Below are 26,814 nucleotides of genomic sequence, written 5' to 3'. Positions count from 1 at the left end.
AAAAAGCGGACATTTCTACTTTGCTGAAAGCGGACATTTCAACTTTGCCTTTACACACCCTACGATCCTGCTGCCGATTGGCCGTATTCGACATTTGGGCGGTATGTTCGGGAAGGGGTATATCCGCGCGATTGGAGTAGGGGATTTGTCGGAAATGGATTTTGAATAAGCCAACATGACGCAAGCGTACCGCGTGCGCACAGGTGCGCACCCTACGGCGTGCCGCATCCGGTCCCGGCTTACGTCCGCAGCAACGACATGGCCAGCCCCGTCACCTCCTCGAGCGGCACGTCGGACACAAAACTGTCGTTGTGCGGGCAGCGCGTGCGCAGATTGACAGCGCCGCACGCCGGGCAATGCACGCGGACCGACAGCGCCACGCGCAGCAAGCCCTGGCGCAGCGGCGTGCCGTCGATGAGATTGGTCAGCCAGAAGATACCAACCGCCGGGGTGCCGATCGCCAGCGCCATGTGCAGCGGGCCCGTGTCGTTCGAGACCAGCATCGCCACCCGTTCAAGCAGGCCGCACAGGCCGCGCAAACCAAGCTTGCCGGAAAGGTCGATGGCCGGATGGCGCATGGCATCGATGACGGTCCGCACAAGGGACGCCTCGGCTGCGGTGCCGTTGACGGCAATGCGCGCGCCCGCCCCGGCCAGCGCATCACCGACCGCGGCAAAGCGTTCCGGCGGCCAGCAGCGCCGTGGATCCGTCGAGCCGGGCTGCAGCAGCACCAGCGGCTGCCCTGCCCCTGGCGGTAGCACAGCCGCCGCCTCGCGCCGGTCGTCGTCCGTCACGCACAATTCCTGGTCGGCCAGCCGCGCGACGGCGCCGGCCTGCTCCGCCACTTCGAGCAAGGCGAGGCGCCGGTTGTTGGGCTGGGCGTAGCGCACCCAGCGATCGAGCGCGGGCGCGTCGTCGGCGCGGGTGCCCGCCGTCAGGCGTGCGCCCAGGCGCGCGACGAACGGATTGGAGAAGCGGCCCCCACCGTACAGCTGGACCGCAATGTCGAACCGCTCGGCGCGCGCCTGCTCGACAAAGCGCTCCACCGGCTCCGAGTCGGCGTCCGGGAAGCCGCCCACCCCGTCCACCGGCGGCAGCAGTAGTACGCGGTCGACCGGGCCGGGTCGGCCTCGCAGGAAGTCCGCTTGCCACGGCTTGCCGATAATGACGAGCTCGGCATCAGGATAACCGTGCTTGAGCGCGTGCAGGGCCGGCAGCGTGAACATGAAGTCGCCGATCGAGTGCGGCACCAGTACCGCGATCTTCGCGACATTGTCCAGCGGACGCGGCGGCTCGCCCTTCATGGCGCTGCTTCCGCCGCAGCCAGCGCGCGTCGCGAGCTAACACTCCATTCGCGTGCCCAGGCACAACGCAGTTCACCATTCATGGCAGCTCCGCCGCGGCACTGCCCGTATGCGCGCCGCGCAGCGCCCGCGGCGCGTCGACGTCGCGCCCGGTCACGGTGGTTGGCAGTTCGAGGTGATAGGCGCCGGATGGAATGATGCCGCATCCGCCATAACGCTCCATGACGCGCAGTTGCGCCAGCACGTCCTCGCCGCAGTGCGCGCTCGGCAGCTGGCGCCAGAAATCGAAGCCGCCGGTGGCGCGCAGCTTGGCCGTGTCGAACAGCACGCAGCCGCCGATCCACGCCACCCGGTACAGGCGCGTGGCGTCGCGCCCGATGCCCAGGCGCCGCTGCAGGTGGAACAGATTTGCCGCGCTGTGCAGGTGGTGCCGTTCCCATTTGGTTCCGTCGGGCAGCACCGTTTCCGGCTCGACCGGCCCGGTCCAGAACTCGATCGCCTCCTGGTGCGGCCGTTCCTGCCCGCGGTGGCTCAGGCCGTGCAGCGCGCTGCCGACAAAGCCGCAGCCCTGCTCCGTGATCGCATCGTGCAGCCGCGCAACCAGGTCCGGCTCGAGGATCACGTCGTCGTCGACGAACAGGCAATACGGGGCGCGCGCCTGGTCCAGCAAAAACGCGCGCTGCTCGGCCAGCCCACGCCGCGGCAGGCGGCGGTGAATCTCGACCGTGCGGCCAATGGCGCGCAGGTAGCGCAGCACCGCCTGCACCTCGCCCCGCTCCAGTGTTTCGGCGTGGTGCGACTGGTCGGCGATGACAATCCGCAAACCAGGCCACGTCTGGCCGCCCAGCGCGGTGAGCGTGACCGCAAGCGCCGCAGGGCGGTCGCAGGTCGGCACCAGCACATCGATCGGCGCGTCCACTATGCCCCCTTTCCGCTGGCCGGATTGGCCGGGCCGTGCCCGGCCGCCATGCGCTTGCGCAGGTAGGGATTGAGGGCGGGATCGTTGTACATCTTGAACTGGCGGTAGACCTTGAAGTAGGCCCGGCCGATGCGCACCTCGCCCATCAGCTCGTCGAAGCAATTGGCCAGGTCATGCCGCTGCACCACGAGCCGCTGCAGCTTGGCGTCGCAGGCCTCCACGTGCGCTTCGTCCACGTCCACCCGGCGCGTCTGTTCGCGCATGTGGTGGATCTTGAGCGACAGGATCGACAGCCGGTCGATCATGGCGCCCGCCGTTTCGCTCGACATGCGCGCATCCGGTGCGCGCGGCACGTCTTCCAACGCGGTGAGGATGGTCTCGTCGATCGCTTCGACGGCATCGTTGCGCTGCTGGTTGTACTGGTCGATCAGGCGCTTGCTGGCGGCGATTTCGCTGGCCGCCACGTCGACCCGGCGCGCCTTGTCTTCCTCGCGCCAGAGCAGGCAGTTGTAGCGGTGGTTGGCGTCGATCCAGTGCCAGACGCCGGGCAGGCGCGCGGCGCGCTGCATGACGGGCCACGCCGGCAGGCGCAATTCACCATCATGGAAACGCATGATCGACAAGGCATCGAGACTGCTCGGCATTGGTCCATCCCTTTCACGAGCCGGGTTGAAATCTCGTGTTTGAGATGGATCGGGCCGCCGAAGTTCTGCCCGGCGGCGCCCGCCATTTGGCGCATCGCAAATCAGCGCACACAACCGTCGCGCCCGCCGACGGGGTGGACCGGAAGCCGGCCAACTACCTGAGCAGGCGCGAACGGTTGGCCACGAAGGCGATCGCCAGCGCCAGCGCGCCGATGTAGGCGATCGCGGCCTGCATGCCCAGGCCCTGGGCGATGGTGCCGATCAGCGGGGGGCCCATCAGGCTGCCACTGTAGGCCATGCTCGCCACGCCGGCCAGCGCCAGCGGACCCTGGGCGCCGGCGGCGCTGAACACGAACGGGAACACCAGCGACAGGCCCAGGCCGGCGACGGCAAAGCCCACCAGTGCGACACGCGCGCCTGGCGACAACACCGCGAAGAACAGGCCGGCCGCGGCGACCATGGCGCCGACGGTCACCAGGCGCTTGGCGCCGTAGCGGACCTTGAGCTTGTCGCCGAACATGCGCGAGACCAGCATCATGGCCGAGAAGCACGACAGCGCCAGCGGCGCCAGGCCTTCCGACGCGTGGAAGCGCTCTTTCAGGAACACGCCGCTCCAGTCGGCGATGCTGCCTTCGGCCATCGAGCCCAGGAAGCCGATCGCGCCCAGCAGCGCCAGCGGACCGCGTGGCAGCGAGAACTTCTTCTTTTCGACCTTGAGGGCAGTGTCGGGCAGGTCCAGCGACTGGCAGGCCATCCACAGCAGCATGGCGAGCGGAGCGGCCAGCATCAGGAAATGGAGCCCCGGGGTGATGTGCATGCCAGCCATCAGGCTGCCCATGGTGGCGCCGGCCAGGCTGCCGGCACAGCCGATGCCGTGCAGCTTGGACAGCTCCGACTTGCCAGTCTGCTGCTCGCTGCGCGTCGCGGCCGAGTTGACGGCGACGTCATAAGTGCTGGCGGTAACGCCCAGGCTCAGCACGGCCAGCATCAGCAGCGGCACGGTCGGCGCGATGCCGATCGCCAGCAGCACGCCCAGGAGGGCCATGCCCGAGATGAGCATGGTTTTGCGCGCGCCGTATTTGCCCATCAGCAGCGACGAAATCGGGTAGGAGATGACGGCACCCAGGCCGCCCATCAAGAGCACCATCGACAGCGCCGAGTGCGATACATGGACCCGTTCAGCCATGGACGGGATGCGGCCCGCCCACGACCCCATGATCACGCCAAACAGCGCGAACAGGGCAGGCAGGGAATAGCGCTGGGCTTGCGCAAGAGGAAAAGTGCGCCGGGCGGTAACAGGAGGTTGCATTCAGTCAGAACTAGGTAAAACGGGAGTTTTCGCCCGGAAGAAAAAAAATCTTGGCAAGAACCTTGTTGGCCGTAACTGCCTGATAACGGAAGTTCAAAAAACCAAACGCCAACCGCAAAGGGTTGGCGCCAGGAAGTTTTTACGAGGGGAATTGTAAACGGATTGAGGCGGTCGCGTTTTCCGCGGAGAAAAAAATTTTCGTGCTGTAACAAGGATTTAATGAAATTTGGGCGGCCAATTGTTAAATCAGCAGCGATCAATAACGGCTCGACAAGCCCCAGCGATCAGGCGTTGGAAAAACGCCACGCGGCATTGCGGGCAGGGAGAAAAAACCGTGCGAGGGCGGCGCGTGCTCAAGCACAAGATCGCCGGCGCACGCAGTGACCTTGTGCGAAATCACTTCCTCAAGAGAACAGTTGCTGTAGGGTTAAATCTTCCGTACGGAAACCCGATCGCACCGCTTTCGCAACAGGAGTTCTTGTGATGGCCCCCACGACGACCACCTGGCTGCCGCACCTGCGCGGCACAATCCTGCTGCTCGCCGGCCTGCTGCTGGCTGCCGACGCGTTCCCCGCCGTCCTGTACCCCAATGTCGGCACCGGCGCCGCCTCCGCCACAAAGACGGACTGGTTCCGCCAATGCCTGCGCGTCAAGCAGCTGCAGGCGCCGGCCAAGGACAGGCCAGCGATCGGCAACCTCGAGCGCTGCGACGCGGCCGAGCTCTACTACGACACGCGGAACCTGGAGTCCGCCACCAACGCCGACTGGCGCAAGGTACGCGAATGCGCATTTCGCACCAACAACACCGCGGTGCTGATGATGCTCTATGCGAACGGCAGCGGCGTCCAGCCCAACCTGAACCTGGCCACCAAGTACGCCTGCAGCATCGAAAGCGACGCGAACGAAATGCGCGCGCGGATCGCCCACCTGCGCCGCATGAGCGCGGGCGACCAGTTCGACCTGTGCGACGACATCAGCAGCGCCGAGATGCACGGCTACTGCGCGAGCGTGCGCGAGCGCCTGCAAGAGAAGCGGCGCGGTGGCCGGATCGCGGCGCTGGCCAAGACCTGGAGCCCAAAAGAGCAAGTCGGCTTTGAACTGGTCAGCAAGGCGGCGCACGACTTCGCCCAGCATCGCGCGGATTATGAAACCGACCAGAGCGCTGCCGTCCGTCGCACGATGCAGCTTGAAACGACATCGGGCGAACTGGACCAGTTCACCCGCGACCTGCAGGACTTCGAAAGCGGCAAGCTGCCGCGCTACTCCGAGGCGGAATTTCGCGCGCTCGAAGACAAGATGAACGAAACCTACCGGCGCTTCATGGCGACCCCGCCCAGCGGCAGTTCCTACCTGGGCACCATCCGCAAGGCGGGCGTGGAAAAGACCCAGCACGTCTGGCTGGCGTTTCGCGACGCGATGGAACTGTTCGGGTCGATGAAATATCCGCAGGCGCCGGCATCCGGGCTGCGCGCCCTGCTCACCAGCCGCCGGCTCAAGCAACTGGCGGAGCTTGAAAACGCGGCGCTCGGCCGCTAGCGGACTGCACGGCGAGGTGCCCCCCGTATCATGAAACACCCAAGGGCACGCCGCAACAATAGTTAGCCCAAAAATCGTCGTCCCCGCGCGCGGGGACCCATGCTGAGCTTAATTTCACGCTGTCTATGGGGGGAACAGCGCCAGTGGCGCTGTTCCCGCCAAGGGGGCGCCGAGCCCGGGAACGACGTAATGGCGATTCCTCAAGCACCTGAATCTTGCGCCAGCCCCCATGCTCGCTCGGCGCTTGACAAAATCGAATCAAAGGAATAGCTTATTAACGAATTCGTTAATTAATTATTCCCCATGTCACTGGACAAAGTCTTTGAGGCGCTGGCCTCATCGCCACGTCGGCAAATACTGGCTTACCTCAACGAAGGCGAACTGACCACCTCGGAACTGGCGCAGCGCTTCGGCATGACCGCACCTGCGATCTCCCGGCATCTTTCCGTACTCGAGAATGCGGACCTGGTCAGGAGCGAGCGGCGCGGAAGCTATGTGTACTACTCGCTCAACGCGGAACATCTCGCCAATACGCTGACCGGGTACGCATTCGAACTATGTCCAGTCGCCCGGCCCTTGAAGCGGGAATCGAAGGCCAGGCACCGCAAAACCTGAAGGAGCAACGATGAGTACCCATCGAATCTCGGTCATCAGCGACAACGACGTGCTTACGGGATCGGTGCGGTATTCGCCATCCAAATCCCTGTGGTTCAGCGCAATGGCAAGCGGCGCGCTGATCGGAGGCGCATGCACGGCCAGTTGGACCGCGCTAGCCGTCTTTGTGCTCACGACGGGTTGGGTGCTCCTGTTCGGCCATTCTCTCGGCAGCCACCGCAAGCTCATACACAACAGCTTCCAGTGTCCGCGCTGGCTCGAATACTTTCTTGTGTACTGCGGCGTCCAGGTCGGGCTGGCCGGCCCTCTGGGCCTGCTGCGCCAGCATGAGCTGCGCGATTTCGCGCAAAGGCAGCGCCACTGCCACAGCTACCTGCGCCACGGCGAATCGTTCTGGCGTGACTACTGGTGGCAGGTGCATTGCGTACTGCGCTTCGATCGCGAACCCGCGCTGCAGCTAGAAGATCGTATCGCCGACAACCGGTTCTATGCTTTCCTCGAACGCACATGGATGCTGCAGCAGCTTCCACCGGCACTTGTCCTGTATGCCTGTGGTGGGTGGGCTTTCGTGTGGTGGGGTGTCTGCGCACGGATCACTGCCGGCATTCTCGGACATTGGTTGATCGGCCACTTCGCCCATAACCACGGCGACATGAGCCATGTGGTGCGTGGCGCGGCCGTTCAAGGCAGGAACGTGCGCTTCACCTCACTTCTGACCATGGGCGAATGCTGGCACAACAACCACCATGCCTATCCCGGTTCGGCCAGGCTGGGACTCTACCCAGGCGAATGGGATCCCGGATGGTGGGTGCTGCAGGCACTATGCCTTGTCAAAGTTGTTTGGTCAGTCAGGCTGCCCAGTGATCTGCCCCCTCGGCCCGAGCTGCTTGCGCTGGCCCGAAGCGGATCTCCTTGTTGGGAACCTCAGCGGAACGTTCCGCCAGCCTGGATGCTGGACAGCGAATACGGAAACTGGCAGCTGGAAGGTCCTGCGAAATGGCTTCCGATATCGATCCTGCAGGCGGTCGCACGCGGGCAGTTCAACCTCACCACCGGCCCACGCCTCTCCTTGCGTTACGGTGGCCGCACCGTCGCCGGCCTGCCTGCGCTGGCCGCCAGCTTTCTGCTCGCCAGGGGAGCGCTGGCGTCGCACGCCTGGCTGTACTCATGCGCTTTGGCGGCAGAGCGCATGCGGATCGCCCGCTAATTCAACAGCGCCGCCATGACCATGAGCAGCTGCGCCGGCGAGCCCGCCGGCGCAGTTCCAAGCAGGCGCTTACAGCTTGATGACCTGCGGACGGCGGTCCTTGGCGGTGCCGTACACGAAGGCTTTCAGGGACGGCACCCAGCGGAACTTGGACCACAGGCCGTTGGTCACGAACTGCAGCGAGGCCTGGCCGCCAGTGTCGGACGGCCAGTGCTGCAGCGAGGTGATGGTCGCCCACGTCCATTGGCCGTTTTCCGGATCAAGCGGCGGCACCAGCTTGACGATGGCCGGCGGATCCACCGTCTGGTCCATGCCGACGATGCAGCCGAGCTCCTCGACCCACTGCAGGCCCATCACGTCCGGCCGGTGGAAGGTCTTGCCGCCACCGTCGTAACCGTCGGTCAGGCACGGCACCGTTCCGAGCGTGGTCGTGGTGGTGACCTTGCCGGTCGTGAGGTTGCGGATGTACAGCTTGCGGTACGACTTGCTGGCGTACGGCCCGAACTCGTAGCCACCGTCGATGACGATCAAAAGATCCTTGCCCGGCCACAGGACCATCGAACCATTCTGCAGGTTACCGCCCAACGCGGGATACTGAGTGATCTCGCCGCTGCTGCTGACGAACAGCGTGTAGTCCACCGAGCCAGTGGTCGAGACCCACCAGCCCTTGCGCTTCTCGTCCATCACAGTGATCGGGTAGTTGCCGCCGCCGCCGTTCCGGGTCAAACGGATCTGGGTGGGATCGGCGTTCTCCGGTTGGCGCGTCGCCATCACCCTGTAGCCCATCTGCGGCTGGCTCACGTCCATCAGGTTGATGCGGTTGTCCCAGCCGCTGCCGGCGAAGAAGAACGAGGCCAGGGTGCCACGTGCCGCGCCACCCCATGCGGCCGGGAACTCCTGCAGACCGAGGTAGGTGTGCGGCGTGTAGGGCGTCCCATCAGGGGCGTAGCCATTGACGAAGGTATTCTGCGGATTGGCCTTGAGCGGCAAGTTGGCCACGCTCCAGCTCAGGCTGCTGAAGTCGCAGATCAACGTGAACTGCACGTTATTGAGTCCAACCGCCGCCTCGTGGCCGCCAGAGTAGTAGACCTGGGCGCCGAGTGCGCTGTAGTCGCGCAGCACGGCACTTCCGCCCCAGATTATGAAGGGATTATTCATGTTGCCCGCGTAGTCCGCGTAAATCGCCGGCACGACGTCCTGCGGGAAGTTCTGCATGGGGACGTCGGCGAAATAGCCGGGCGGCGGAACCCAGGCCGGCACCACCGCGCTCGACGGGCCGGGCTGGATACGGATGACGAATGGATTGGAAGAGGACGAAGCCATGTGTGTTCAGTGTGTGTTCGTTAGGTGGAGCGAGGCATCACGCTCCACACGGGTGCGTTGTTAAAGCCGCTGACCAGCTGGTTCCAGTTGGACGCGCCAACCATCCGGTTGTATGCGTCCAGCGCGCCCGGCACCTTGTGCTGGACCGCGTAGGCGATGGCGGGCTGCAGGTTTCCCCAGTAGCTGGTCGAATCGGGGAAGTAAGCGCCGCGCAGGTCACCTGGCGTCCCGGGGTTCGGCTGGTTCAGCGTGGCTGCATAGACCTCGCCCCAGTTCTTGAACCACGGGCCTTTGCCGGTCGTGAAGTCCGGCGTGATGGTCGGTGCCACGGCCACCGTGTACACCGCGGCGTCGCGATACAGGTAGTCGGTGCTGGCGGTGCCGCCGAAGCGGCCGATGATGCTCTGCGCCTTCCAGGCGAAGAACGCCGACAGCTTGGACTTCGTCGTCGCCGGCATGGCCAGGTCCAGGTCGATGGCGTAGCCTATCGCCGCGGTGAAGAAGTCCTGCATCCACGCCGCTTCGAAGTAGTTGCCGGTGCTGGCGTCGTAGTTGCTGTACGGGGCCACGAAGCCTTGCGGGTTGTTGGGCTGGGCCACATACACGCCGTGGTAGTACTCGACGTTCGCAGCCATCGAATTGAGCATCTCGGTGCGCAGCACGGCGTCGCTGTCCGGCGTGACCGCGGCCGCCTGCGCGAGCGTGCGGATGGCCCAGCCTGCGCCTCGCGTGGTGTTGGCACCCGAGGTGGTCAAGAAGACGCCCCCGGAGCCCTGGCGCGGCTGGTCCGGGTTCTTCAGGAAGTTGGTCGTGGTGACGAACTGTACCTCTTCCATGAAGTAGAAGCGCCCGGTCACGAGGTAGGCCAGGTAGCCGATGGACGGATGGTGCGGCGAATCCCAAATGGACGGCATGGTGCCGCTGCTCGTCGGCGTGTACTGGTTCTTGGTCGAGGCGCCGACGTTGGCGATGCCGGAGTTGCCGTCGCCGATCACCAGGTTCGGGTAGCTCGAGAAACGGATCGGCCGCTGCGTGGTTTCGTCGCGATAGTGCGTGCCGTAACGCCCGCCGCTGTAGGCGTTGAAGATCACGGGCGAGAGCGCGCGCGGGTCATCGCTGCACAGGTAGATCACGTCCCATTCGGGCAGGATGCCAATCCCGGGTTGGTAGCCGCCCATGCCCATGGCCCCCGAATAGTTGCCCTGCTGGAGAGGCTGGAAGCTCTGCGCCAGCGTGGTCCACAGCGACGAATTGGCAGGCACACTGGCACGATAGCTCGGCACCAGGCCAGTCGACTGCAGGTAGGCCTTGTCCGGGGTCGCCTGGACGGCCACCGGTGTGCCCAGCCAATAGCTGTGCGCCGTGCCCGACAGCAGCACGGTGCGCGCATGGTTCGGAAGGTCGATCGCGGCGGCAAAGCGCTGCGAGGCGCCCAGCGTGAAAGTGTAGGTGGCGTTGCGGTTGGATGGGCCCTGCACCATCAGGTAGCCGTTCTCGATCCAAGGCAGGACCTCGACGGCGCCGCCTGCATACAGGCGCACTTCCAGCCAGCCGACCAGGTGGGCATCGCTGCCGACCGGCTTGCGATAGATCCAGGAACTCATCTGCGGGCCAGCCGTCCACGGCATGAAGGGCGTGCCGAAGTCCGCGGTGGACCAGCTGGCGGTGCCGAAGCTACCCGCGCCGATCGACGCGGTGATACCGGTGGCCATGAGGTCGTCGGTGGTCAGCGCACGTGCGCTCGGGGCGGCCATGGTGCGCGTCAGGCGCACGGCCAGCGGCGTGTTCGCGGCCAAAGTCGCGCGGCCGGAGATGACGGCGAACTTGAGCGAGCCGTCGCTCCAGGTGTTCATGGGGACCACCTGGACGTCGGGAATGCTGGCGGCAACGTAGGACCCGGCCGGCACTTCGCCCTTGCGGAAGGCGTGGCCGAGCGTGAACGGGAACGTGCCGGCCGTGCCCGCCGTCAGTGTGAACGAGACACCCAGCGTGGCGGCCTGGATGACCCGGATGGTAAACGGATTGGACGAGCTGCTGAGCATGGGTTACACCGTTGCGGTCAGGATGTGGTTGTCGGTGCTGCCGGCCGCGCCCACGCCGTCGTAGTCGAAGCTCATCTTCGTGGCGTTGAAGGTCACGCCCGGCGGCAGCGCGACCTCGTTAAGCGACACCGTGAATTGCTTGACATAGGGCGCGGACACGTACTGCGCGACCGAGATGCTCGCCGCAACGCCCTGGGTGAAAGTCAGGTCCGGCACCGTGGTCCATACAGGCGTGGCGGAGAGCGGGGGCGACGCGTCAGGGCCGATCGGGGATGTGACCGTGCCCTGGGGCACGGTGCTGCCGTCGCCGCCGCCGCCGCAAGCCTGTACGGCCAGCGAGGTCGCGCCGGCGGCCAGCAGTTTGATGAAGCGGCGCCGGCTGTTCTGCTCGTCAGAAGCTGCGGCGGAGGTCATGTTTTGGAGGTCAGGATTCAACATTGCCAACTCTGGTAGCAAAAGGGAAATTGAGAAGGAAGGTGCGGTTTGCGAAGCCAACTGATCAGTAAGCTGAACGGTTAGTGTCGCACAGCAATCGTTCAAAATCTCCCGAATTTCACAAACATTTCGTTACCGATTGCAACTGAATGCCCACAAACAACACATGGCGCGCCTGATCTTTATCGCCTCGACAAACTTGCTGTTGTTTATGCAAACTAAGCTGTCAAAAATGCCATTCGTGGCATGAGGCTGGTTGATCGGAAGTGCATTATCGACAGTTCGATCACACGCTGGCGCACAGACCGGCGCATGCGGGCAAGATCCTTGCCGATCACGACCAGCGCGGCCGCGAAGCGTCACGCCAGCCGGCGGCAGCTACACCTTCGCGCTCGATACCCTGGCGTCCAAACTGGGCGGTCACTCAGCGCCTGGCCCGGCGATATGCTCACCGCCTTGTCGGCCTGGAGCGGCGTGACGAACTGGGCCACCTTCCAGAGTAACAATGCCCAACCCCGGCTATGTGCAGGTCGAGGTGAAACCCGACCAGATGCTGCTGCTCTGGAAGCGCGGCGCGGTCAATAGCAGCGCGAGCGGCTACAGCGCGAACATGTCGCCGCTCGTGACTTCGAATGGGAGCTTCTTCGCCAGCAAGGACAGTCACTTGACTAACTAACGAGAGAATGCGGCCGCTCGCGGAAGAGCGGAACGTGCTTCTCGCGAAGCTGGGCGAGTGATTTTCTTTATTTTGAGAAGTTCGTCCACGCACATCGTGTCGCTGAGGTGGCGCGGGATTCAGTTGACGACCAGAACGACGCATTAGAGTTGGCCTCGCTTCATGTGCTGAGCGCATCCAGTTCCACGAACTCTGCAAGCTCTTGAGCGCTCCGCCGGTTACGCTGAAAGTGTAACTTTTAGACACACAGATCGTTCTCATTGGCTTATACTTCCCCAGCGGCAATATCGCCGTTCATTTCTATTTCCCTAGGATTGTGATGCGACCTCCCAACCTCATGCATCAATTCGCCACCGTACTGAGCATTTTCCTTTGCTTATTTGGCGCGACATCCGGCCACGCAGAAACCGTGGAACCTCGCTATATTTTTACGAACGATTCAGGCGCTTGGCCAACGCTCTTTGATGCCAGAGAAGCCTTGACAGCCCAATACTTGAAACAACCGAATGCTTGGTGGTTCATTCCCGGTGATATGGTGCCGAATGGCACCCCTTCAACGCTCAATGGCCAACTAGTTTGGTACACTCTGAACTTAACGGTAAGCCCGACCAATCCGAATCCTCCAAATCCCCCCGGACCGGCATCCTATAGCAGTGTGAAGTTGATCGGCGATTGCCCGGTCGGTTTTACAGCGGTGAGCGGCACGATCAACAACGACGCCAGCCGCTCGACCATATATTGCACACGCCCGGATCCTTGCGATTGTAAAATGTCGGCCGGCAATCCAATTGAGATGTCTGGCGCAAAAATTCAGCGTGAAGACGACTACGTCGGACCCGGCCTCTTACAGTTCTCGAGAATTTACCGCAGCGACCGCGGCGGATGGTCGAATAATTTCAACATCGTGGGGATCGATCCAACATCCGCCACGAACAACGAGGATCTCGGCACGCAACTGCGGAGTCTCCCGTGTATTTGGGGTATCGGCACAAAGATCAAGCAGCCATACTGCTACCGACAGACGAACCGCTCGATCGGCATGACCGAGCTGAACGCTCCTGGCTATGAGTTCATCGTCCAGCGACCGAACCAGCGGGCGATTACCTTCGGTACCACCACTAACCTCAACCCAAAGGCCGACGTCAATGACCGTGCGGTGCAAGTTTTCGATCTCAATGGCGCTGCTCTTGAATGGCAAGTCTATAACGCTCAAAACGATACCACCGAGGTTTTCGACCCGAAAGGCAAATTAATCCGCGTGCAAATTCGTGGCGGCCGGCAGTTGACAATGCAATATTCCGATGATCAAACACCGCAAGCGATTGCCCCGAAGGCGGGACTGCTGATCGAAGTTTCCGATACCTTCGGTCGCCACTTGGGTTTCACTTACGACGCGCAGGGGCGCATTTCGACGCTGATCGATCCGGCCGGCGGCATAATTCAATATGCCTACGACGAAGCAAGCTCATTCGGTCCGGCGCCAGCAGGGAATCTCACATCGGTCACTTACCAAGACGGTAAAAAGCGGATTTATTGGTATAACGAACCTGAAAATACCGGGGGTGTGAATTTGCCGCAAGCCTTGACCGGCATTACGGATGAGCTGGGCGTGCGTTACGCAACGTATAAGTACAATTCGACTGGCAAGGCTATTTCGACCGAACACGCCGGCGGTGTGGAAAAATACACCTTCGCCTACCCCAGCGAAACGCAGGCGACCGTGACAGACCCGCTTAATAGCGTTCGGAACTACAACTCGAAGATCATTCTTAATACCAGCCGGGACTCAAATTCGAATATTGTAGTGAATGGTTCAACGCGGGGCACCTTCGTTGGGTTCGACGCAAACGGCAATGTCAGCAGTTTTCATGACCTTAACAGTGTGCTCACGACCCACAACTATGACCTATCACGCAATTTGGAAACCAGGCGCACCGAAAGCGGCTATGATCGTACCATAACTACCACTTGGCACCCGACTTTCCGCCTCCCACTGCGCATTGCTGAACCAAGCCGTCTGACGACCTTCTCCTACGATGCAAACGGACTGCTTCTTTCTAAGAAAATACAGGCAACTACGGACACGACGGGGGAAAAGGGACTGTCAGGCACACTCATCGGTATTGCGCGGCAATGGACGTACGAGTACAACACCTATGGCCAGCTCGTTATGCAATCCGGGCCGCGCACCGATGTTTCCGATCAGATTCGTTACGATTACGATGCTAGCGGCAACTTGACGAGTATAGTCAACGCGGCCGGCCATACCACCTTATTGTCGAATTATGATGCGCACGGCCGCCCGGGCACAATCACGGCACCAAACGGTGTATCCACCAACCTGAGCTATTCTCCGCGGGGGTGGTTGGTTACCAAGTCTACGAGCGTAGGTGGGGTGACCGAACTGACGTCGTACGACTACGACGGTGTCGGGCAGTTAAAGTCCGTCACTTTCCCGGACGGAAGCTCGGTAACGTATACCTATGACGATGCGCACAGATTGACCGACCTCGCCGACAGTCTTGGCAATGCTGTCCATTACTCGTTGGACAACATGGGTAATCGCATTGGCGAATCGACCCGCGACCCTTCTGGAACGCTAACGCGGCAGATCACTCGCGTCTATAACAGTTTCAATTATTTGCAATCGGTGACGGGAGGCGTGCAATGAGCGCCCGAAACCTATTCCTTCAGCATCCCTTCTGGGCTCAGCGGCAAGGCGCGCTTGCCATGCTCGCGTTTGCTTTGTCTGGCGCCTCGGCACTGGCCCAGGATGTACAAACCACGACGACCACGTACCAGTATGACCTGGTCGGCAATGTGACGCAGAGCACTGACCCGCTCGGACGCAAGACCGATTTTCAGTACGACAGTTTGTACCGGACAACTTTGGTGACCCAGCCAGCGCCCGTGGCCGGGGCCGCGCGTCCGACCATACGCACCGCTTATAACTGGCGGGATGACGTGACTACGGTGACGGATCCGCGCAGCCTTGTGACGCGTTATACGGTGGACGGTCTGGGCAACCAAACAGCCTTGGCAAGTCCGGATACTGGAACGCGCAACCACGTGCAGGATGTGGCCGGTAATATCATTAGTAGTACCGATGCACGTGGCAGGACAACGACGTTTAGTTATGACGCTCTCAATCGTCTTACCCGCATCGGCTATGCAAGTGGCACACCGTCCGTTTTTGAATACGACGGCCAGAGCGGCGCGACAAACAGCATTGGCAAGCTGACGAGGATAACCGACGAGTCCGGCCAGACGACATTCGCCTATGACGCCTGGGGGCGCCTGCTCGGAAAGACTCAAACCGTTACGTCCGTCGTACCCAATGTAAATCTGGGAGTGTCGTACGCTTACGGAACCGAAGGGGCTGCGCTCGGCAAAATAGCGAGCGTAACCTACCCGAGTGGCAACCGGATCAACTACATCTACGACGCAGGCGGACGCGTGAGTAGCCTGACGCTCAATCCGGCTGGATCAGACGGAGCGCCGCGGACGGACACGTCAATCGTTCTTATGAGCGAAATCGGCTATGCACCCTTCGGCCCAGTGCAGGGCTGGAAGTGGGGTAACCATGTGGATGACGTGCACCCGAACGTGTACACCCGCAGCTTCGATCTGGACGGGCGGATATCGGGCTATCCGCTTGGTAGCCTGACCAATGGCGGCGTTCAGCGCACGGTCAATTACGATTCGGCGAGCCGCATCACGTCTATCACGCATACCGGCAACGGCACCGGCGGATTGGACCCAAGCTTGTACGATCAGGCTTACTCATACGACGATCTTGATCGGTTGACAGGCTACCTGGGTTACGCGACGAGCCAAGGTTATAGCTACGACGCCAGCGGCAATCGTACACAGCTGCGCATTGGTACTACAGCATACAACAACAGCATCAGCGCGAGCAGCAATCGTCTCTCTAGCACGACCGGCCCGACGCCGGCGAAGACAAATTCGTTTGACCTCGCTGGTAACTTGACCGGTGATGGAACCTTCGTCTACACCTTTGGTGACAACGGCCGCCTGACGCAGAGCGCCCCTAAAGCGACACCATTGCTGTCGACGAGTTATCGCTACAATGCGTTCGGTCAACGTGTCGCCAAGGCGTCGGTTGCGGATGGTGGTGAGGCAACCTTGTATGCCTATGACGAACAAGGGCAACTACTGGGCGAATACTCTGCTGACGCCAAGCCAATTGAGGAGACCGTGTATCTAGATAGCATCCCCGTAGCGGTGCTCAAGACCGGCTCGCAGACTGATGTGTACAACGTTTACGCCGACCATTTAGGGGCGCCGCGCGTGATCACCGCAGCGAGTGACGACACGATCGCCTGGCGGTGGGACGCTGTTGATCCATTTGGGCTGCAAGCGCCCTACGAAAACCCGACTGGAAGGGGTATCTTCACCTACAATCAGCGTTTTCCAGGGCAGGTGTTTGACAGGGAGACCAATACTCACTACAACTACTTCAGGGATTATGATCCGCAGACGGGCCGGTACGTCGAGAGTGATCCGCTGGGCCTAATTGGTGGCGTGAATACTTACGCGTACGTTGGGGCCAACCCGCTTTCGGCTATTGACCCCTTGGGACTTCAAGTGGCTATCCCGCTCGCACCGCCAATAGCCGCTCCTGGGCAGTCTGTACCCGGTCAGCCAAGACGCGATCCATACTCACCGCTGCCACCTTCGCCTGGGCCGAGCATCAGCGATCTGTTCAAGCCCAGCCCGTATCTTCCCACTTGGGATTTCCCCGATTGGGTTTATGCCGCCGTAGGTAAGCCGAAGGCAAACTCGACTTCTGCCACATTAACCCAGAGCTGCTCACCCAATAACAATGGCCCCTGTGATGAGATTCGCAAGAAAATCAGAGATCTGGAGCAGAAACTTGCATCGAAGGAGCGGCAAATGTCCGAAAACAGATATGACCTCTTCAACCGTGCGTACGACACGAACCCTGGTGGTGATCTCGCCGGCAAAGGAACATGGGTCGGTCATCTTGCTCAGATCGAAGGTTTGCGTGTTGGGTTGGAACGCGCTCGGGCGCAAGCTAGAGCAATGGGTTGCTTGTGATTGGGAGGTTAGTCGATTATGAGTCTGAACCGTTTAATTTCACCAGAGCTTGTCGATGCCGTGATTCGGCTGATTGTCGAGACGCTGCCTTGGGCAAAGGATGCCGTTACCTATGAAGTGCAGGATGACTTCCAGTTCCTTTTGGTCGCGGTTCAATGCGATACTGGACCAGAACTCACAGAGGACGAGCGTCGTCAGCTTGGGCGTCGCATTGACCGCTTGATGCCAACAAGGAACGGTGAACTTACTTGGATGTTAAATTTTATGTCTAACGGCAAGGTAGCTGACAGCTACTTTGGGGGAGATTCGAGATCACCGGAACTGGGATTTTGACTAGACGCTCACTAAAGAGGCGATAGTGATCAACGTGAACAGTTGCACGTTGTTCTTGGCCAGTCTGCGGTAGCGCGTTTTGCAATGCTCGAAGATTCACGGGAGTCAGGAAGTCCTCCCGTGTCCAAGCCGCCTGGTGTCATCGCCAATCCTTGTGTTGCTGTTGCAGTTGGTAGACGACCTAATGTCGAAACTCGTGTAACGGCTGGCTACACAACAAGAAAAACGCCCTACAAATCAAAGGCTTGCAGGGTGTAGTTTACGAAATAATGTTGACTGCGTTTCAGAACGGAATATCGTCATCCATATCGGAAAAGTTCGACGCCGGACCTGTAGCTGCGGACGGGCCGGCGGTGCGGGGGGCCTGGCGCGGAGCCGGACGGCTTGGCTTGGCATCGTAGCCGTCGTCCATGCCCATGCCGGCGTCGCCCCTGTTATAGTCAACAGCAAACAACCGTGATCCGGCTCGCAGTGGGCGGATTCACAGCCGGTGCTATTGCCGGTGCCAAAGTTAACTCGAATAGCATCGCGGAAGGCTATGCAAAAGGGCAGGAGGCCGGCCGCGCCGCCGGAGAAGCGTTCGGGCAAAAATACGGCGGCCCTGGTGCTACTTGGTGCGATTATTGTTTCCATTGCTGGTACAGCGATCGGCACCTTGCCGGGCACCAAAAAGAAGTTACCAGAGTGAGCAGCAGTTCTTGAAGTGCTTCATTTCAGGCCCTGGACGATTTGCTCGCGGACCAGCCGGTATGGCTCGTCGGATACCGTCAGGCCTCCCTGAAACGGTCTGTCGAAGATTGCCACCAGCGCAAAGACCAATGCCAGCGAAACGGCCAGGAATGCCGCCAGCATGAAGTGCAACCTGCGGTTCTCAATACCGAAAAACATCGCAAAGCAAATGGTGAGAAGGCTTCCCGCCAGCGAGACGATCCACACCACATCGGCGATTCCTTCGTCCGCGATGAATATCCGCTCCTTTCGTGTGTCGTACAGTCTCGTCAGCGTTCCGGTCAATTGCTGGTAATACGCGACTTCGCGTTGGGTTTGCGGTGCGTACCGGCTAATTGACACCGCCAGGTCGATCAACGGAGCTGTCGCCAGAACGCTCTCCTGGCCCTTCGCCTGAGCTGGCCACTCCATTGCAATTACGTCCGTCAGGTACTGCGCCACAAGTTTCCTCACCGGGCGCTCGATTTCTGGCGATATTGCCTCCGCGTTACGCACGATATCCGCGACCAGGTTGGACTCCGTCTCGGTTACCTGCTGCGCATGATCGAAACGGTTGATGGCAATGACGAGCACGGATGCGATGAGCAGGCCATAGAACACGGCCACCACTGCGCTCAGGAATCCAATGACGTCGTTATACTCGCGCCGCAGCTTGACTGGCATTACGCGGTGGATCAGCGCCATCAGGAGCCAGGTCGCAAGGATGAAGAAGCCCACGTGCCCGGCTATCAGGAACGGGGTAGACAGCATGCCCACGGTCTTCAGCATGATTGGATGCGGCTGGTGTCAAAGTGTTCTCAACCCAACGGCAATTCTGGCGTTCGCAGGTTCGTACCGCCTTGTCGCGCCGCAGTGAAGCGCGGGTCCGCACCGGCGTAGGCGGTGGTCGATTCCGGCAAGAGAAGCTCGCGCTGGATCCTCGGCTGCACCAAACCCCTGATCGCACAGGGCATGGATGTGATCGCGCTCGCCGTGGGGCGAGCCCGATCAAGCTCAGTTTTGTAGCTGCCCCGCGTCGTTGCGCTGCAGCAGCCCCAGGAATTCGTCCGAACCAAAACCATCTTTCATCTGGTGTCCGCGGACGAGGAGAAACGGCGTGCCGGTGGCGCTATAACTCAAGAACTCCCGCTCGCACTGGCGGCTGATGCTCATATTGCATTCGGTAAAGGCAAAGCCATACCGCGACAGCCAGGCTTTGGCCTGGGCGCAGTAGACGCATTCAGTGGTCGAGTACATCACCACCTCCCCCGGCTCGACCGTCTTGGCTAGCGCGGCGATGGCCGCTGGCGACAGCTCGGCGGCCACGGGACGGTCGGGGCTGTTGTGCAAACGATGGTATCCGTTCCAGGCTCCCCATCCAAGCACCGCGAGCAGGATCAGTCTGCCCCACGGTATGCCCCATTCCGATTCGGTGGCCGGGTGCCGTTCCGACCGGCGCACGTCCACAGGCTGCCCGTCCCTGACTTTGGCATAGCAGACGCCGCAGGCAGGGCACTGCCACTCCGGATTGGTCGCATGCTTTGGCCGTACGTGGCGGCATTTAGGACAGATAATCGTCATGTCTCCAGGTTCCCTCTTTGGATTGGCCCGTGGCCGAATCTTTTCGGTAGTTCAGCCAAACAAACTATATCGCAACATCCTACAGCCTCAAATGTTTGTCTAAGGCCCAAGCTTCTCCGGTTTCTCTGTCAATGATTATCTCAATAGCGGGGCAGTTTTTTTCCTTTTCAGGGATCGGCCGAAGCTGAAATATGCATACCTCTTTGGACTCCGAGATTTTTTTTGTTATCTCAAGATAGGACGATTTATCGCAGGTCTCGGGGTATATTGATCTACCGAGAACATTGTTAAACATAATTTCCCGGCATGTCTCATCGCTCAATAAATCCCAGTCACTCTTCAAAAACACATAACCGAGTAGTAGCACCACCAGGCCGAGCACACTCAAGGCAAATTTCACCGTAACGGAGACGATCTTGACGCGCTTTTCCATTTTGCGGCCTTAACGAGGAATGCGAGCAGCGTCGATTTCGTGCGCCGCCTGAAGCAGGCTTCGCTGCTATAAACAAGAAAAACGCCCTGCAAATCAAAGATTTGCAGGGCGTTGTTTACAAAATCAGTTTGACTAGGCGTCAGAACGGAATATCGTCATCCATATCCGAGAAGTTCGGCGCCGGACGCTGCGGCTGCGGGCGTGCGGCCGGGGCCGGCGGCGCCTGGCGCTGCGGAGCCGAACGCTGCGGCGGCGCGTCGTAGCCGCCTTCGTCCATGCCCATGTCGCTGCCGCCACCCATGCCCTGGCGGCCGCCCAGCATTTGCATGTTCTCGGCGATGATGTCGGTGGCGTAACGCTCGATGCCGTCCTTGTCAGTATATTTACGGGTCTGCAGGCGGCCTTCCACGTAGACCGACGAACCTTTCTTGAGGTACTGGCCGACGATCTCGGCCAGGCGGCCGAAGAAGGAGATACGGTGCCATTCGGTCAGCTCTTTCTGCTCGCCGGTATTGCGGTCCTTCGACCGGAACGAGGTGGCCACCGCGATGTTCGCGATTGCGTCGCCGCTCGGCATGTAGCGGATTTCCGGATCGCGGCCCAGGTTGCCGACGATGATGACCTTGTTGACTGATGCCATTATTGTGACTCCTTCAAGAGTTTGGTGAGCCCCGACTCTGCACTTGACTAAGCGTCGGGGCGTTAATTTATTGCGTCGCTATTATGCCTGCTCCGTTCTGCCCAGGCAGGTTTTTTTCGCGAAGCGCGCATCCCGCTAAGACCTCCGCCAGCGGGCTTGGTGCCCGGACATGCACAGAAGTGCGTCAATGCATGCCAGGACAACCAGCCCCAGCACCGTTCTCGCAACCGCAAATTACGAGCGAGAAAAAAACCAGCTATAGTTACGAGTTCTCCCCGATTGGCCCGCTCACCGCGACAGTCTCGTGCGCCGGCCCCTCAACCATTTGAAAGCCAGCAGAAAAATCTAATGGAAGAAATTCGTATCCGCGGCGCACGCACGCACAACCTGAAGAATATCAACCTTGACTTGCCGCGCAACAAGCTAATCGTCATCACCGGCCTGTCCGGCTCGGGCAAGTCGTCGCTCGCGTTCGACACCCTGTACGCGGAGGGCCAGCGCCGCTATGTCGAGTCGCTGTCGGCCTACGCGCGCCAGTTCCTGCAGCTGATGGAAAAGCCGGACGTGGACCTGATCGAGGGCCTGTCCCCGGCGATCTCGATCGAGCAGAAGGCGACCTCGCACAACCCGCGTTCGACCGTCGGCACCGTCACCGAAATCCACGACTACCTGCGCCTGCTGTACGCGCGGGTGGGCACGCCCTACTGCCCCGACCACCCGGAAGAGCCGCTGACCGCGCAGACCGTCTCGCAGATGGTCGACGCGGTGCTGGCCATGCCCGAGGGGACCAAGCTGATGATCCTGGCACCCGTGGTCGCCAACCGCAAGGGCGAGCACGCCGACCTGTTCGAATCGATGCAGGCGCAGGGCTTCGTGCGCTTTCGCATCCAGAGCGGCACCGGCAACGCCAGGATCTACGAGATCGACGACCTGCCCAAGCTGAAGAAAACCGAGAAGCACACCATCGACGTGGTGATCGACCGCGTCAAGGTCAATCCCGAGATCAAGCAGCGCCTGGCCGAGAGCTTCGAGACCGCGCTGCGTATCGCGGACGGCCGCGCGATCGCGCTCGAGATGGACACGGACAAGGAAACGGTCTTTTCGAACAAGTTCGCGTGCAACGTGTGCGGCTACTCGCTGCAGGAGCTGGAGCCGCGCCTGTTCTCGTTTAATAACCCGATGGGCGCCTGCCCCGAGTGCGATGGACTGGGTCATATCGAGTTCTTTGACCCCAAGCGCATCGTCGCCTTTCCCAACCTGTCGCTGGCATCGGGCGCGATCAAGGGCTGGGACCGGCGCAACCAGTTCTACTTCCAGATCCTGTCGAATCTGGCGGCCTTCTATGATTTCGACATCGACCAGCCGTTCGAGGAGCTGCCCAAGCAGGCGCGCGAGGTGGTGCTTTTCGGCTCCGGGAAGACCACGATTCCGTTCACCTACGTGAATGAACGCGGCCGCACCGTGATCCGCGAACACACCTTCGAAGGCGTGGTCAACAACCTGCAGCGCCGCTACCGCGAGACCGACTCGATGGCGGTGAAGGAGGAGCTGGCCAAGTTCATCAACGAGAAGACCTGCCCCTCGTGCGAAGGCGCGCGCCTGCGCCGCGAGGCGCGCTTCGTGAAGATCGGCCAGGGCGAGCAGCAGCGCGCGATCTATGAAGTGTCGGACCTGCCGCTGCGCGACAGCCTGGAATACTTCGACGACCTGAACCTGGCTGGCGCCAAGAAGGACATCGCCGAGCGCGTGATCAAGGAGATCGTCTCGCGCCTGAAATTCCTGAACAACGTGGGCCTGGACTACCTGTCACTCGACCGCAGCGCCGATACGCTCTCGGGCGGCGAGGCGCAGCGCATCCGGCTGGCGTCGCAGATCGGCTCGGGCCTGACCGGGGTGATGTACGTGCTGGACGAGCCCTCGATCGGCCTGCACCAGCGCGACAACGACCGCCTGATCGACACCCTCAAGCACCTGCGCGACATCGGCAACAGCGTGCTGGTGGTGGAGCACGACGAGGACGCGATCCGCACCGCCGACTACATCGTCGACATGGGTCCGGGCGCGGGCGTGCATGGCGGCTCGGTGATCGCCGAAGGTCCGCTCAAGGACATCATGAAGAACAAGGAGTCGCTGACCGCGCAGTACCTGAACGGCACCCGCAAGATCGACGTGCCGAAGCAGCGTGCCAAGGCCGACCCGGAGCGCCAGCTGGTCATCACCGGGGCGACCGGCAACAACCTGAAGAACGTGTCGCTTACGCTGCCGGTGGGCCTGCTCACCTGCGTGACGGGCGTATCGGGCTCGGGCAAGTCGACGCTGGTCAACGACACGCTGTATCCGGCGCTGTCGCGCCACCTGTACGGTTCGCAGACCGAGCCGGCGCCGCACGACGCGATCCACGGGCTGGAGCACTTCGACAAGGTGATCTCGGTCGACCAGGCGCCGATCGGCCGCACCCCGCGTTCGAACCCGGCCACCTATACCGGCCTGTTCACGCCGATCCGCGACCTGTTCGCCCAAGTGCCGATGTCGAAGGAGCGCGGCTACTCGGCGGGCCGGTTCTCGTTCAACGTCAAGGGCGGCCGCTGCGAGGCGTGCCAGGGCGACGGCGTGATCAAGGTCGAGATGCACTTCCTGCCGGACGTGTACGTGCCGTGCGACGTCTGCCACGGCAAGCGCTACAACCGCGAGACGCTGGAAGTCCATTACAAGGGCAAGAGCATCACCGAAGTGCTGGACATGACGGTGGAGGACGCGCACGAGTTCTTCAAGGCGGTGCCGGTCATCGCGCGCAAGCTGCAGACGCTGCTGGACGTGGGCCTGGGTTACATCAAGCTGGGCCAGAGCGCGACCACGCTGTCGGGCGGCGAGGCGCAGCGCGTGAAGCTGTCGCTGGAACTGTCCAAGCGGGACACCGGACGCACGCTGTACATCCTCGACGAGCCGACCACCGGCCTGCACTTCGCGGACATCGACCTGCTGCTGAAGGTGATCCACCGGCTACGCGACCAGGGCAACACGCTGGTGATCATCGAGCACAACCTGGACGTGATCAAGACCGCGGACTGGATCGTGGACCTGGGCCCGGAAGGCGGCGCGGGCGGCGGCACCATCGTCGCGAGCGGCACGCCGGAAGACGTGGCCAATAACAAGGCCAGCGTGACCGGCAAGTATCTCAAGCCCTTGCTGAAGCAGTAAGCACAGGCTCGGACATGGAAAGGGGCGGAGTCGCAAGACCTGCCCCTTTCTTTTTGACAATTCGGGGGAAAGGAGTGCTATTCTGGCAAGAAAACTTTACTGGAATCCTCATGTCCGCACCGCGTCGTTTGAAGAATTTCCTCCGCTGCACAGCTGTCTCTGTGCTCTTGCTTGCCACCACCGCGCTCCACGCAGCTCCACGCACTGAAGCGGACGAGCGGCTTCTCGCCACCGCCCGCCTGTGGCGCGATGTGAAGCTGTACCACCTGGCAGTCGCTCGCGGCGAGGTCGACTGGGACGCCGCGCTCGTGGCGAGCCTTCCTGCGATCCGCGCCGCGACCACGCCGGCGCAGTTCCACGCGGCCATTGACGGATTAATGGCATCGCTGCAAGACCCATTGACACGTGGGGGACCGGCGCAGTTCGCGCCTCCCGTCGAGCTGAAGCCGGCGCAGCCGGTGGTCGAATGGCTGGCGGGCGATATCGCATTGCTGCACGTGCACGACAACGCCGCGATCGCGAAACTGCGTACGCAAACCGACGCCATCACCGCGCGCGCCAAAGGCGTGATCCTCGACCTTCGCCCGTCGGCCGCGGGCCCGGCGTCGCAATCAATCGACGAGTTCATTGCACGCCTGATCGACAAGCCGCTGACGCTGCCGACCCTCCGTTACCTGGCCCATTCAGGTTACGCGCCCGTTCGCGGCGACACGAGTGGCGGCTATCAGACAACGCTCGCCACCGACCTGGCAAAGCAGCTGCTGCCTGCCGCTCGTGGGCATGCCATTCCGATTGTATTTCTGATCGACAACCGAGTCAGCCCGCCGTTGTCCGCATTAGCGCTGCAACGTGCGGGACAGGCCTGGATTGTTGCAACGGGTGCGCTCGCGCCCCTGCCTCGGCCCGTGGAAATCGACGAGAAATACACCGTCCGGTTCAGTGCCGGCGAGCTGGTTTTCGAAGACGGCAGCACCCCGGCAGGCGCGGATGTAGAAATCAAGGCCGACCCGCGAAGCGCTCCTGACAGCCCGGCCGTTGTCGCTGCACTCGACGTCCTTCGAAAAGCGCCGGCAGTGAGAAAAACTGGCCACGCAACAGCGCTGCCCATCCGCCAGATCGAGCGCCCGTACGCTGAAATGCGGTTCCCCGAACTGGCCTGGCGTCAGCTCGCGGTCGTCAAGCTGTGGGCGGTCATGGACGCGTTCTTTCCCTACAAAACGCTGATGGACCGGTCGTGGAACGAGGCGCTCCCGCTATTTTTCAAGCGAATGGAAACGGTGACCAACGCGCAGGAATACGCGCTGGCGATCGCCGAGATGACAACCTGGCTGCAGGACAGTCATGTCTACGCGTACAGCGCGGAACTGAACCGCTATTTCGGCACTGCTGACGCAGGCATCAAACTCTCCCGGATCGAAGACAAGATCGTCGTGACCGGCATTGCCAGCCCGGAGCTTCCGGGCCGGGGCGAACTGAAGGTCGGCGATGTGCTGCTAGCGGTGGATGGTGAAGACGCGCAGCGCCGGCTGGAGCGGCTGCAGACGGTGATTGCCGGGTCGACGCCGTGGTACAGGGACGTCACGAGCCTGCACAGGCTGACGGGCGGGCCGAGCGAAACGACGGCAAAGTTGCGCGTCGTGGCCCAGGATGGAACGCAGCACGAAGTCGCGCTCGAACGAAAGCGGGGATGGACCTGGAGCGAGAAGACCGATCCGGTATTTCGTGTACTGGACGAGAATGTCGGCTACGTCGACCTCACCGGGCTCGAGCAAGGCCAGGTCGGCGCCATGTTCGAGGCGGTGAAAAATACCCGTGCGTTAATCCTGGACATGCGTGGCTATCCGCGCGGGGTATTCTGGCTACTGGCTAGGGGCCTGAACGTGAACGGCGCACCGACGGCAGCCAAATTCGCACGCCCCTTGCGTCGCGCCCTATCGCCGAACGAAGAGCGTTTCCAGTTTGACCAGCCGCTCGCGCCTGCCGGGAGCGCCCCGTATCGCGGTCAGCTCGTCATGCTCATCAATGAACAGGCAATCAGCCAGTCGGAACACACGGCACTGTTCGTCGAGGCTGCGGCGCCGGTGACCTTCATCGGCAGCCCCACCGCGGGCGCCGATGGAGATATCACCAATACAGTCCTGCCGGGCGACATCATGGTCAGTTTTTCCGGCCACGAGGTGCGCCACGCCGACGGCCGGCAACTGCAGCGCGTTGGGATCCAACCACACATCCTGGCCAAGCCGACCATTGCCGGCATCCGCACGGGGCGCGACGAGGTGCTGGAGCGGGCGCTGGAGTTCGTCAAGAACGGGCGATGAGCCGACTCCTATGTGTTTGCAAAAATTTCGACTACTGGCTGTGCGGGCCACTAACATATCCTGTAGGGTGGGCAGGGTGAGGCTGGCCAGTGGCCGGCCGAACGCCCACGCGTTCAACCCACGCTTGAATCTGGTCACGCCATGAACACATTGACGATTAACACTGAAGCCATCGATGAAGCCGTGCTCGCCCTTCTGTACCTGACGCTGCACGATCATTTCCGCGCATGGAAAGGCTTCGACTGGGACACATTGAACCGCCTCTACGAACGAGGATTCATCGGTGATCCGGTCGGCAAAGCCAAGTCGATCGTCTTCACTGAGGAAGGCTTGCGGGAATCAGAACGGCTGTTCAAGCAATACTTTACCGTTTCCGGAGAAAAGCCGCTGGCGAATCAAGCCTAAGTTGGACGCGTGGGCGGCAAAGCCGCCCACCCTACGGGAAAAGCTAGCGGTCTGTCTCGTCCTTAAATAGGTTGACGCGCCACGGCCTTTTTCGTTGCGCGTAAAG

At 61.5% G+C, this 26,814-nt stretch carries 23 protein-coding genes; 11 read left to right on the top strand and 12 right to left on the bottom strand.

Annotated features, from left to right (window positions below):
• Positions 1 to 239: 239 nt before the first annotated feature.
• The 4 genes from E4O92_RS17335 to E4O92_RS17320 all read right to left on the bottom strand — a co-directional run bounded on the left by E4O92_RS17335 (position 240) and on the right by E4O92_RS17320 (position 4,176).
• Positions 240 to 1,304 carry a glycosyltransferase family 9 protein gene (locus E4O92_RS17335; RefSeq protein WP_135190911.1) on the bottom strand — a complete coding sequence of 355 codons (1,065 nt, stop codon included), beginning with the start codon at positions 1,302 to 1,304 and terminating at the stop codon, positions 240 to 242.
• A 79-nt stretch (positions 1,305 to 1,383) separates the two neighbouring features.
• On the bottom strand, positions 1,384 to 2,223 hold the full coding sequence (locus E4O92_RS25230) for a glycosyltransferase family 2 protein (RefSeq protein WP_135190910.1): 840 nt from the start codon (positions 2,221 to 2,223) through the stop codon (positions 1,384 to 1,386).
• Positions 2,223 to 2,867: a DUF4254 domain-containing protein gene (locus E4O92_RS25225; RefSeq protein WP_135190909.1), complete on the bottom strand. Its 645-nt coding sequence runs from the start codon at positions 2,865 to 2,867 to the stop codon at positions 2,223 to 2,225. Before E4O92_RS25225 ends, E4O92_RS25230 begins: the two co-directional genes overlap by 1 nt.
• Before the next feature lie 154 nt (positions 2,868 to 3,021).
• Positions 3,022 to 4,176, bottom strand: a complete 1,155-nt coding sequence (locus E4O92_RS17320) for an MFS transporter (RefSeq protein WP_229483452.1) — start codon at positions 4,174 to 4,176, stop codon at positions 3,022 to 3,024.
• A gap of 483 nt (positions 4,177 to 4,659) precedes the next feature.
• Between E4O92_RS17320 and E4O92_RS17315 the strand changes: the two genes are divergently transcribed.
• The 3 genes from E4O92_RS17315 to E4O92_RS25045 all read left to right on the top strand — a co-directional run bounded on the left by E4O92_RS17315 (position 4,660) and on the right by E4O92_RS25045 (position 7,534).
• Entirely contained in the window at positions 4,660 to 5,712 is a 1,053-nt protein-coding gene (locus E4O92_RS17315; RefSeq protein ID WP_135190908.1) for a DUF1311 domain-containing protein, read from the top strand.
• A 303-nt stretch (positions 5,713 to 6,015) separates the two neighbouring features.
• Complete coding sequence (locus E4O92_RS17310; RefSeq protein WP_135190907.1) at positions 6,016 to 6,327, top strand: metalloregulator ArsR/SmtB family transcription factor; 312 nt, start codon at positions 6,016 to 6,018, stop codon at positions 6,325 to 6,327.
• Between the two features lie 10 nt (positions 6,328 to 6,337).
• Positions 6,338 to 7,534, top strand: a complete 1,197-nt coding sequence (locus E4O92_RS25045; RefSeq protein ID WP_135190906.1) for an acyl-CoA desaturase — start codon at positions 6,338 to 6,340, stop codon at positions 7,532 to 7,534.
• 69 nt (positions 7,535 to 7,603) lie between these two features.
• Here E4O92_RS25045 and E4O92_RS17300 read toward each other — a convergent pair whose 3' ends face one another.
• Genes E4O92_RS17300 through E4O92_RS17290 form a run of 3 tightly spaced genes read right to left on the bottom strand, consistent with a single transcriptional unit; the run spans position 7,604 to position 11,337 of the window.
• Positions 7,604 to 8,857, bottom strand: a complete 1,254-nt coding sequence (locus tag E4O92_RS17300; RefSeq protein WP_135190905.1) for a hypothetical protein — start codon at positions 8,855 to 8,857, stop codon at positions 7,604 to 7,606.
• Positions 8,858 to 8,877: 20 nt separating this feature from the next.
• Entirely contained in the window at positions 8,878 to 10,899 is a 2,022-nt protein-coding gene (locus tag E4O92_RS17295; protein ID WP_135190904.1) for a hypothetical protein, read from the bottom strand.
• Between the two features lie 3 nt (positions 10,900 to 10,902).
• Positions 10,903 to 11,337 (bottom strand): hypothetical protein, encoded by a 435-nt coding sequence (locus E4O92_RS17290; RefSeq protein WP_135190903.1) that lies wholly within the window; start codon positions 11,335 to 11,337, stop codon positions 10,903 to 10,905.
• A 502-nt stretch (positions 11,338 to 11,839) separates the two neighbouring features.
• Here E4O92_RS17290 and E4O92_RS24880 point away from each other — a divergent pair.
• The 4 genes from E4O92_RS24880 to E4O92_RS17275 all read left to right on the top strand — a co-directional run bounded on the left by E4O92_RS24880 (position 11,840) and on the right by E4O92_RS17275 (position 17,425).
• Positions 11,840 to 12,010: a hypothetical protein gene (locus tag E4O92_RS24880; RefSeq protein WP_167759818.1), complete on the top strand. Its 171-nt coding sequence runs from the start codon at positions 11,840 to 11,842 to the stop codon at positions 12,008 to 12,010.
• A gap of 319 nt (positions 12,011 to 12,329) precedes the next feature.
• Positions 12,330 to 14,681 carry an RHS repeat protein gene (locus E4O92_RS17285; RefSeq protein WP_135190902.1) on the top strand — a complete coding sequence of 784 codons (2,352 nt, stop codon included), beginning with the start codon at positions 12,330 to 12,332 and terminating at the stop codon, positions 14,679 to 14,681.
• Complete coding sequence (locus E4O92_RS17280) at positions 14,678 to 17,092, top strand: RHS repeat-associated core domain-containing protein (protein WP_135190901.1); 2,415 nt, start codon at positions 14,678 to 14,680, stop codon at positions 17,090 to 17,092. The genes E4O92_RS17285 and E4O92_RS17280 overlap by 4 nt, the downstream gene beginning before the upstream one ends.
• A gap of 18 nt (positions 17,093 to 17,110) precedes the next feature.
• The gene (locus E4O92_RS17275; RefSeq protein ID WP_135190900.1) at positions 17,111 to 17,425 is read left to right on the top strand and encodes a hypothetical protein; all 315 of its coding nucleotides are present in this window, start codon (positions 17,111 to 17,113) and stop codon (positions 17,423 to 17,425) included.
• Between the two features lie 283 nt (positions 17,426 to 17,708).
• Here E4O92_RS17275 and E4O92_RS17270 read toward each other — a convergent pair whose 3' ends face one another.
• Positions 17,709 to 17,879 (bottom strand): single stranded DNA-binding domain-containing protein, encoded by a 171-nt coding sequence (locus E4O92_RS17270; protein ID WP_307721753.1) that lies wholly within the window; start codon positions 17,877 to 17,879, stop codon positions 17,709 to 17,711.
• 84 nt (positions 17,880 to 17,963) lie between these two features.
• Here E4O92_RS17270 and E4O92_RS24875 point away from each other — a divergent pair, with 84 nt between their 5' ends.
• Entirely contained in the window at positions 17,964 to 18,113 is a 150-nt protein-coding gene (locus tag E4O92_RS24875) for a hypothetical protein (RefSeq protein WP_167759817.1), read from the top strand.
• Between the two features lie 20 nt (positions 18,114 to 18,133).
• Here E4O92_RS24875 and E4O92_RS17265 read toward each other — a convergent pair whose 3' ends face one another.
• The 4 genes from E4O92_RS17265 to ssb form a co-directional block, all read right to left on the bottom strand.
• Positions 18,134 to 18,922 (bottom strand): bestrophin-like domain, encoded by a 789-nt coding sequence (locus E4O92_RS17265; RefSeq protein WP_135190899.1) that lies wholly within the window; start codon positions 18,920 to 18,922, stop codon positions 18,134 to 18,136.
• 225 nt (positions 18,923 to 19,147) lie between these two features.
• Entirely contained in the window at positions 19,148 to 19,714 is a 567-nt protein-coding gene (locus E4O92_RS17260) for a glutaredoxin family protein (RefSeq protein WP_135190898.1), read from the bottom strand.
• A 79-nt stretch (positions 19,715 to 19,793) separates the two neighbouring features.
• The gene (locus E4O92_RS17255) at positions 19,794 to 20,147 is read right to left on the bottom strand and encodes a hypothetical protein (protein ID WP_135190897.1); all 354 of its coding nucleotides are present in this window, start codon (positions 20,145 to 20,147) and stop codon (positions 19,794 to 19,796) included.
• Positions 20,148 to 20,286: 139 nt separating this feature from the next.
• The gene (gene ssb / locus E4O92_RS17250) at positions 20,287 to 20,787 is read right to left on the bottom strand and encodes a single-stranded DNA-binding protein (RefSeq protein ID WP_135190896.1); all 501 of its coding nucleotides are present in this window, start codon (positions 20,785 to 20,787) and stop codon (positions 20,287 to 20,289) included.
• Positions 20,788 to 21,135: 348 nt separating this feature from the next.
• On the opposite strand from ssb, the gene uvrA reads away from it, so the two are divergent.
• From uvrA to E4O92_RS17235, 3 genes are all read left to right on the top strand, one after another.
• Entirely contained in the window at positions 21,136 to 23,985 is a 2,850-nt protein-coding gene (gene uvrA / locus E4O92_RS17245) for an excinuclease ABC subunit UvrA (RefSeq protein WP_135190895.1), read from the top strand.
• Between the two features lie 110 nt (positions 23,986 to 24,095).
• On the top strand, positions 24,096 to 26,303 hold the full coding sequence (locus E4O92_RS17240) for a S41 family peptidase (protein WP_167759816.1): 2,208 nt from the start codon (positions 24,096 to 24,098) through the stop codon (positions 26,301 to 26,303).
• Positions 26,304 to 26,453: 150 nt separating this feature from the next.
• The gene (locus E4O92_RS17235) at positions 26,454 to 26,708 is read left to right on the top strand and encodes a DUF6429 family protein (RefSeq protein ID WP_206076896.1); all 255 of its coding nucleotides are present in this window, start codon (positions 26,454 to 26,456) and stop codon (positions 26,706 to 26,708) included.
• The last annotated feature ends 106 nt before the right edge of the window (positions 26,709 to 26,814 follow it).

Source organism: Massilia horti (assembly GCF_004614195.1).
In the GTDB taxonomy this organism is placed as follows: Bacteria; Pseudomonadota; Gammaproteobacteria; order Burkholderiales; family Burkholderiaceae_D; genus Telluria; species Telluria horti.
The sequence above is the reverse complement of the archived record's forward strand: the minus strand, read 5'-3'. Positions and strand labels throughout refer to the sequence as shown.

Excerpts from the sequence above, each read along its gene's own strand:
- E4O92_RS17290 (WP_135190903.1), bottom strand. The coding sequence starts at position 11,337 with ATGTTGAATCCTGACCTCCAAAACATGACCTCCGCCGCAGCTTCTGAC.
- E4O92_RS17240 (WP_167759816.1), top strand. The coding sequence starts at position 24,096 with ATGTCCGCACCGCGTCGTTTGAAGAATTTCCTCCGCTGCACAGCTGTC.
- E4O92_RS17260 (WP_135190898.1), bottom strand. The coding sequence starts at position 19,714 with ATGACGATTATCTGTCCTAAATGCCGCCACGTACGGCCAAAGCATGCG.
- E4O92_RS17315 (WP_135190908.1), top strand. The coding sequence starts at position 4,660 with ATGGCCCCCACGACGACCACCTGGCTGCCGCACCTGCGCGGCACAATC.
- E4O92_RS17255 (WP_135190897.1), bottom strand. The coding sequence starts at position 20,147 with ATGGAAAAGCGCGTCAAGATCGTCTCCGTTACGGTGAAATTTGCCTTG.
- E4O92_RS17310 (WP_135190907.1), top strand. The coding sequence starts at position 6,016 with ATGTCACTGGACAAAGTCTTTGAGGCGCTGGCCTCATCGCCACGTCGG.
- E4O92_RS24880 (WP_167759818.1), top strand. The coding sequence starts at position 11,840 with ATGCCCAACCCCGGCTATGTGCAGGTCGAGGTGAAACCCGACCAGATG.
- E4O92_RS17335 (WP_135190911.1), bottom strand. The coding sequence starts at position 1,304 with ATGAAGGGCGAGCCGCCGCGTCCGCTGGACAATGTCGCGAAGATCGCG.
- E4O92_RS17280 (WP_135190901.1), top strand. The coding sequence starts at position 14,678 with ATGAGCGCCCGAAACCTATTCCTTCAGCATCCCTTCTGGGCTCAGCGG.
- E4O92_RS17300 (WP_135190905.1), bottom strand. The coding sequence starts at position 8,857 with ATGGCTTCGTCCTCTTCCAATCCATTCGTCATCCGTATCCAGCCCGGC.
- E4O92_RS17295 (WP_135190904.1), bottom strand. The coding sequence starts at position 10,899 with ATGCTCAGCAGCTCGTCCAATCCGTTTACCATCCGGGTCATCCAGGCC.
- E4O92_RS24875 (WP_167759817.1), top strand. The coding sequence starts at position 17,964 with ATGCAAAAGGGCAGGAGGCCGGCCGCGCCGCCGGAGAAGCGTTCGGGC.
- E4O92_RS17285 (WP_135190902.1), top strand. The coding sequence starts at position 12,330 with ATGCGACCTCCCAACCTCATGCATCAATTCGCCACCGTACTGAGCATT.
- E4O92_RS25045 (WP_135190906.1), top strand. The coding sequence starts at position 6,338 with ATGAGTACCCATCGAATCTCGGTCATCAGCGACAACGACGTGCTTACG.
- E4O92_RS25225 (WP_135190909.1), bottom strand. The coding sequence starts at position 2,867 with ATGCCGAGCAGTCTCGATGCCTTGTCGATCATGCGTTTCCATGATGGT.
- E4O92_RS17275 (WP_135190900.1), top strand. The coding sequence starts at position 17,111 with ATGAGTCTGAACCGTTTAATTTCACCAGAGCTTGTCGATGCCGTGATT.
- E4O92_RS17265 (WP_135190899.1), bottom strand. The coding sequence starts at position 18,922 with ATGCTGAAGACCGTGGGCATGCTGTCTACCCCGTTCCTGATAGCCGGG.
- uvrA (WP_135190895.1), top strand. The coding sequence starts at position 21,136 with ATGGAAGAAATTCGTATCCGCGGCGCACGCACGCACAACCTGAAGAAT.
- ssb (WP_135190896.1), bottom strand. The coding sequence starts at position 20,787 with ATGGCATCAGTCAACAAGGTCATCATCGTCGGCAACCTGGGCCGCGAT.
- E4O92_RS17320 (WP_229483452.1), bottom strand. The coding sequence starts at position 4,176 with ATGCAACCTCCTGTTACCGCCCGGCGCACTTTTCCTCTTGCGCAAGCC.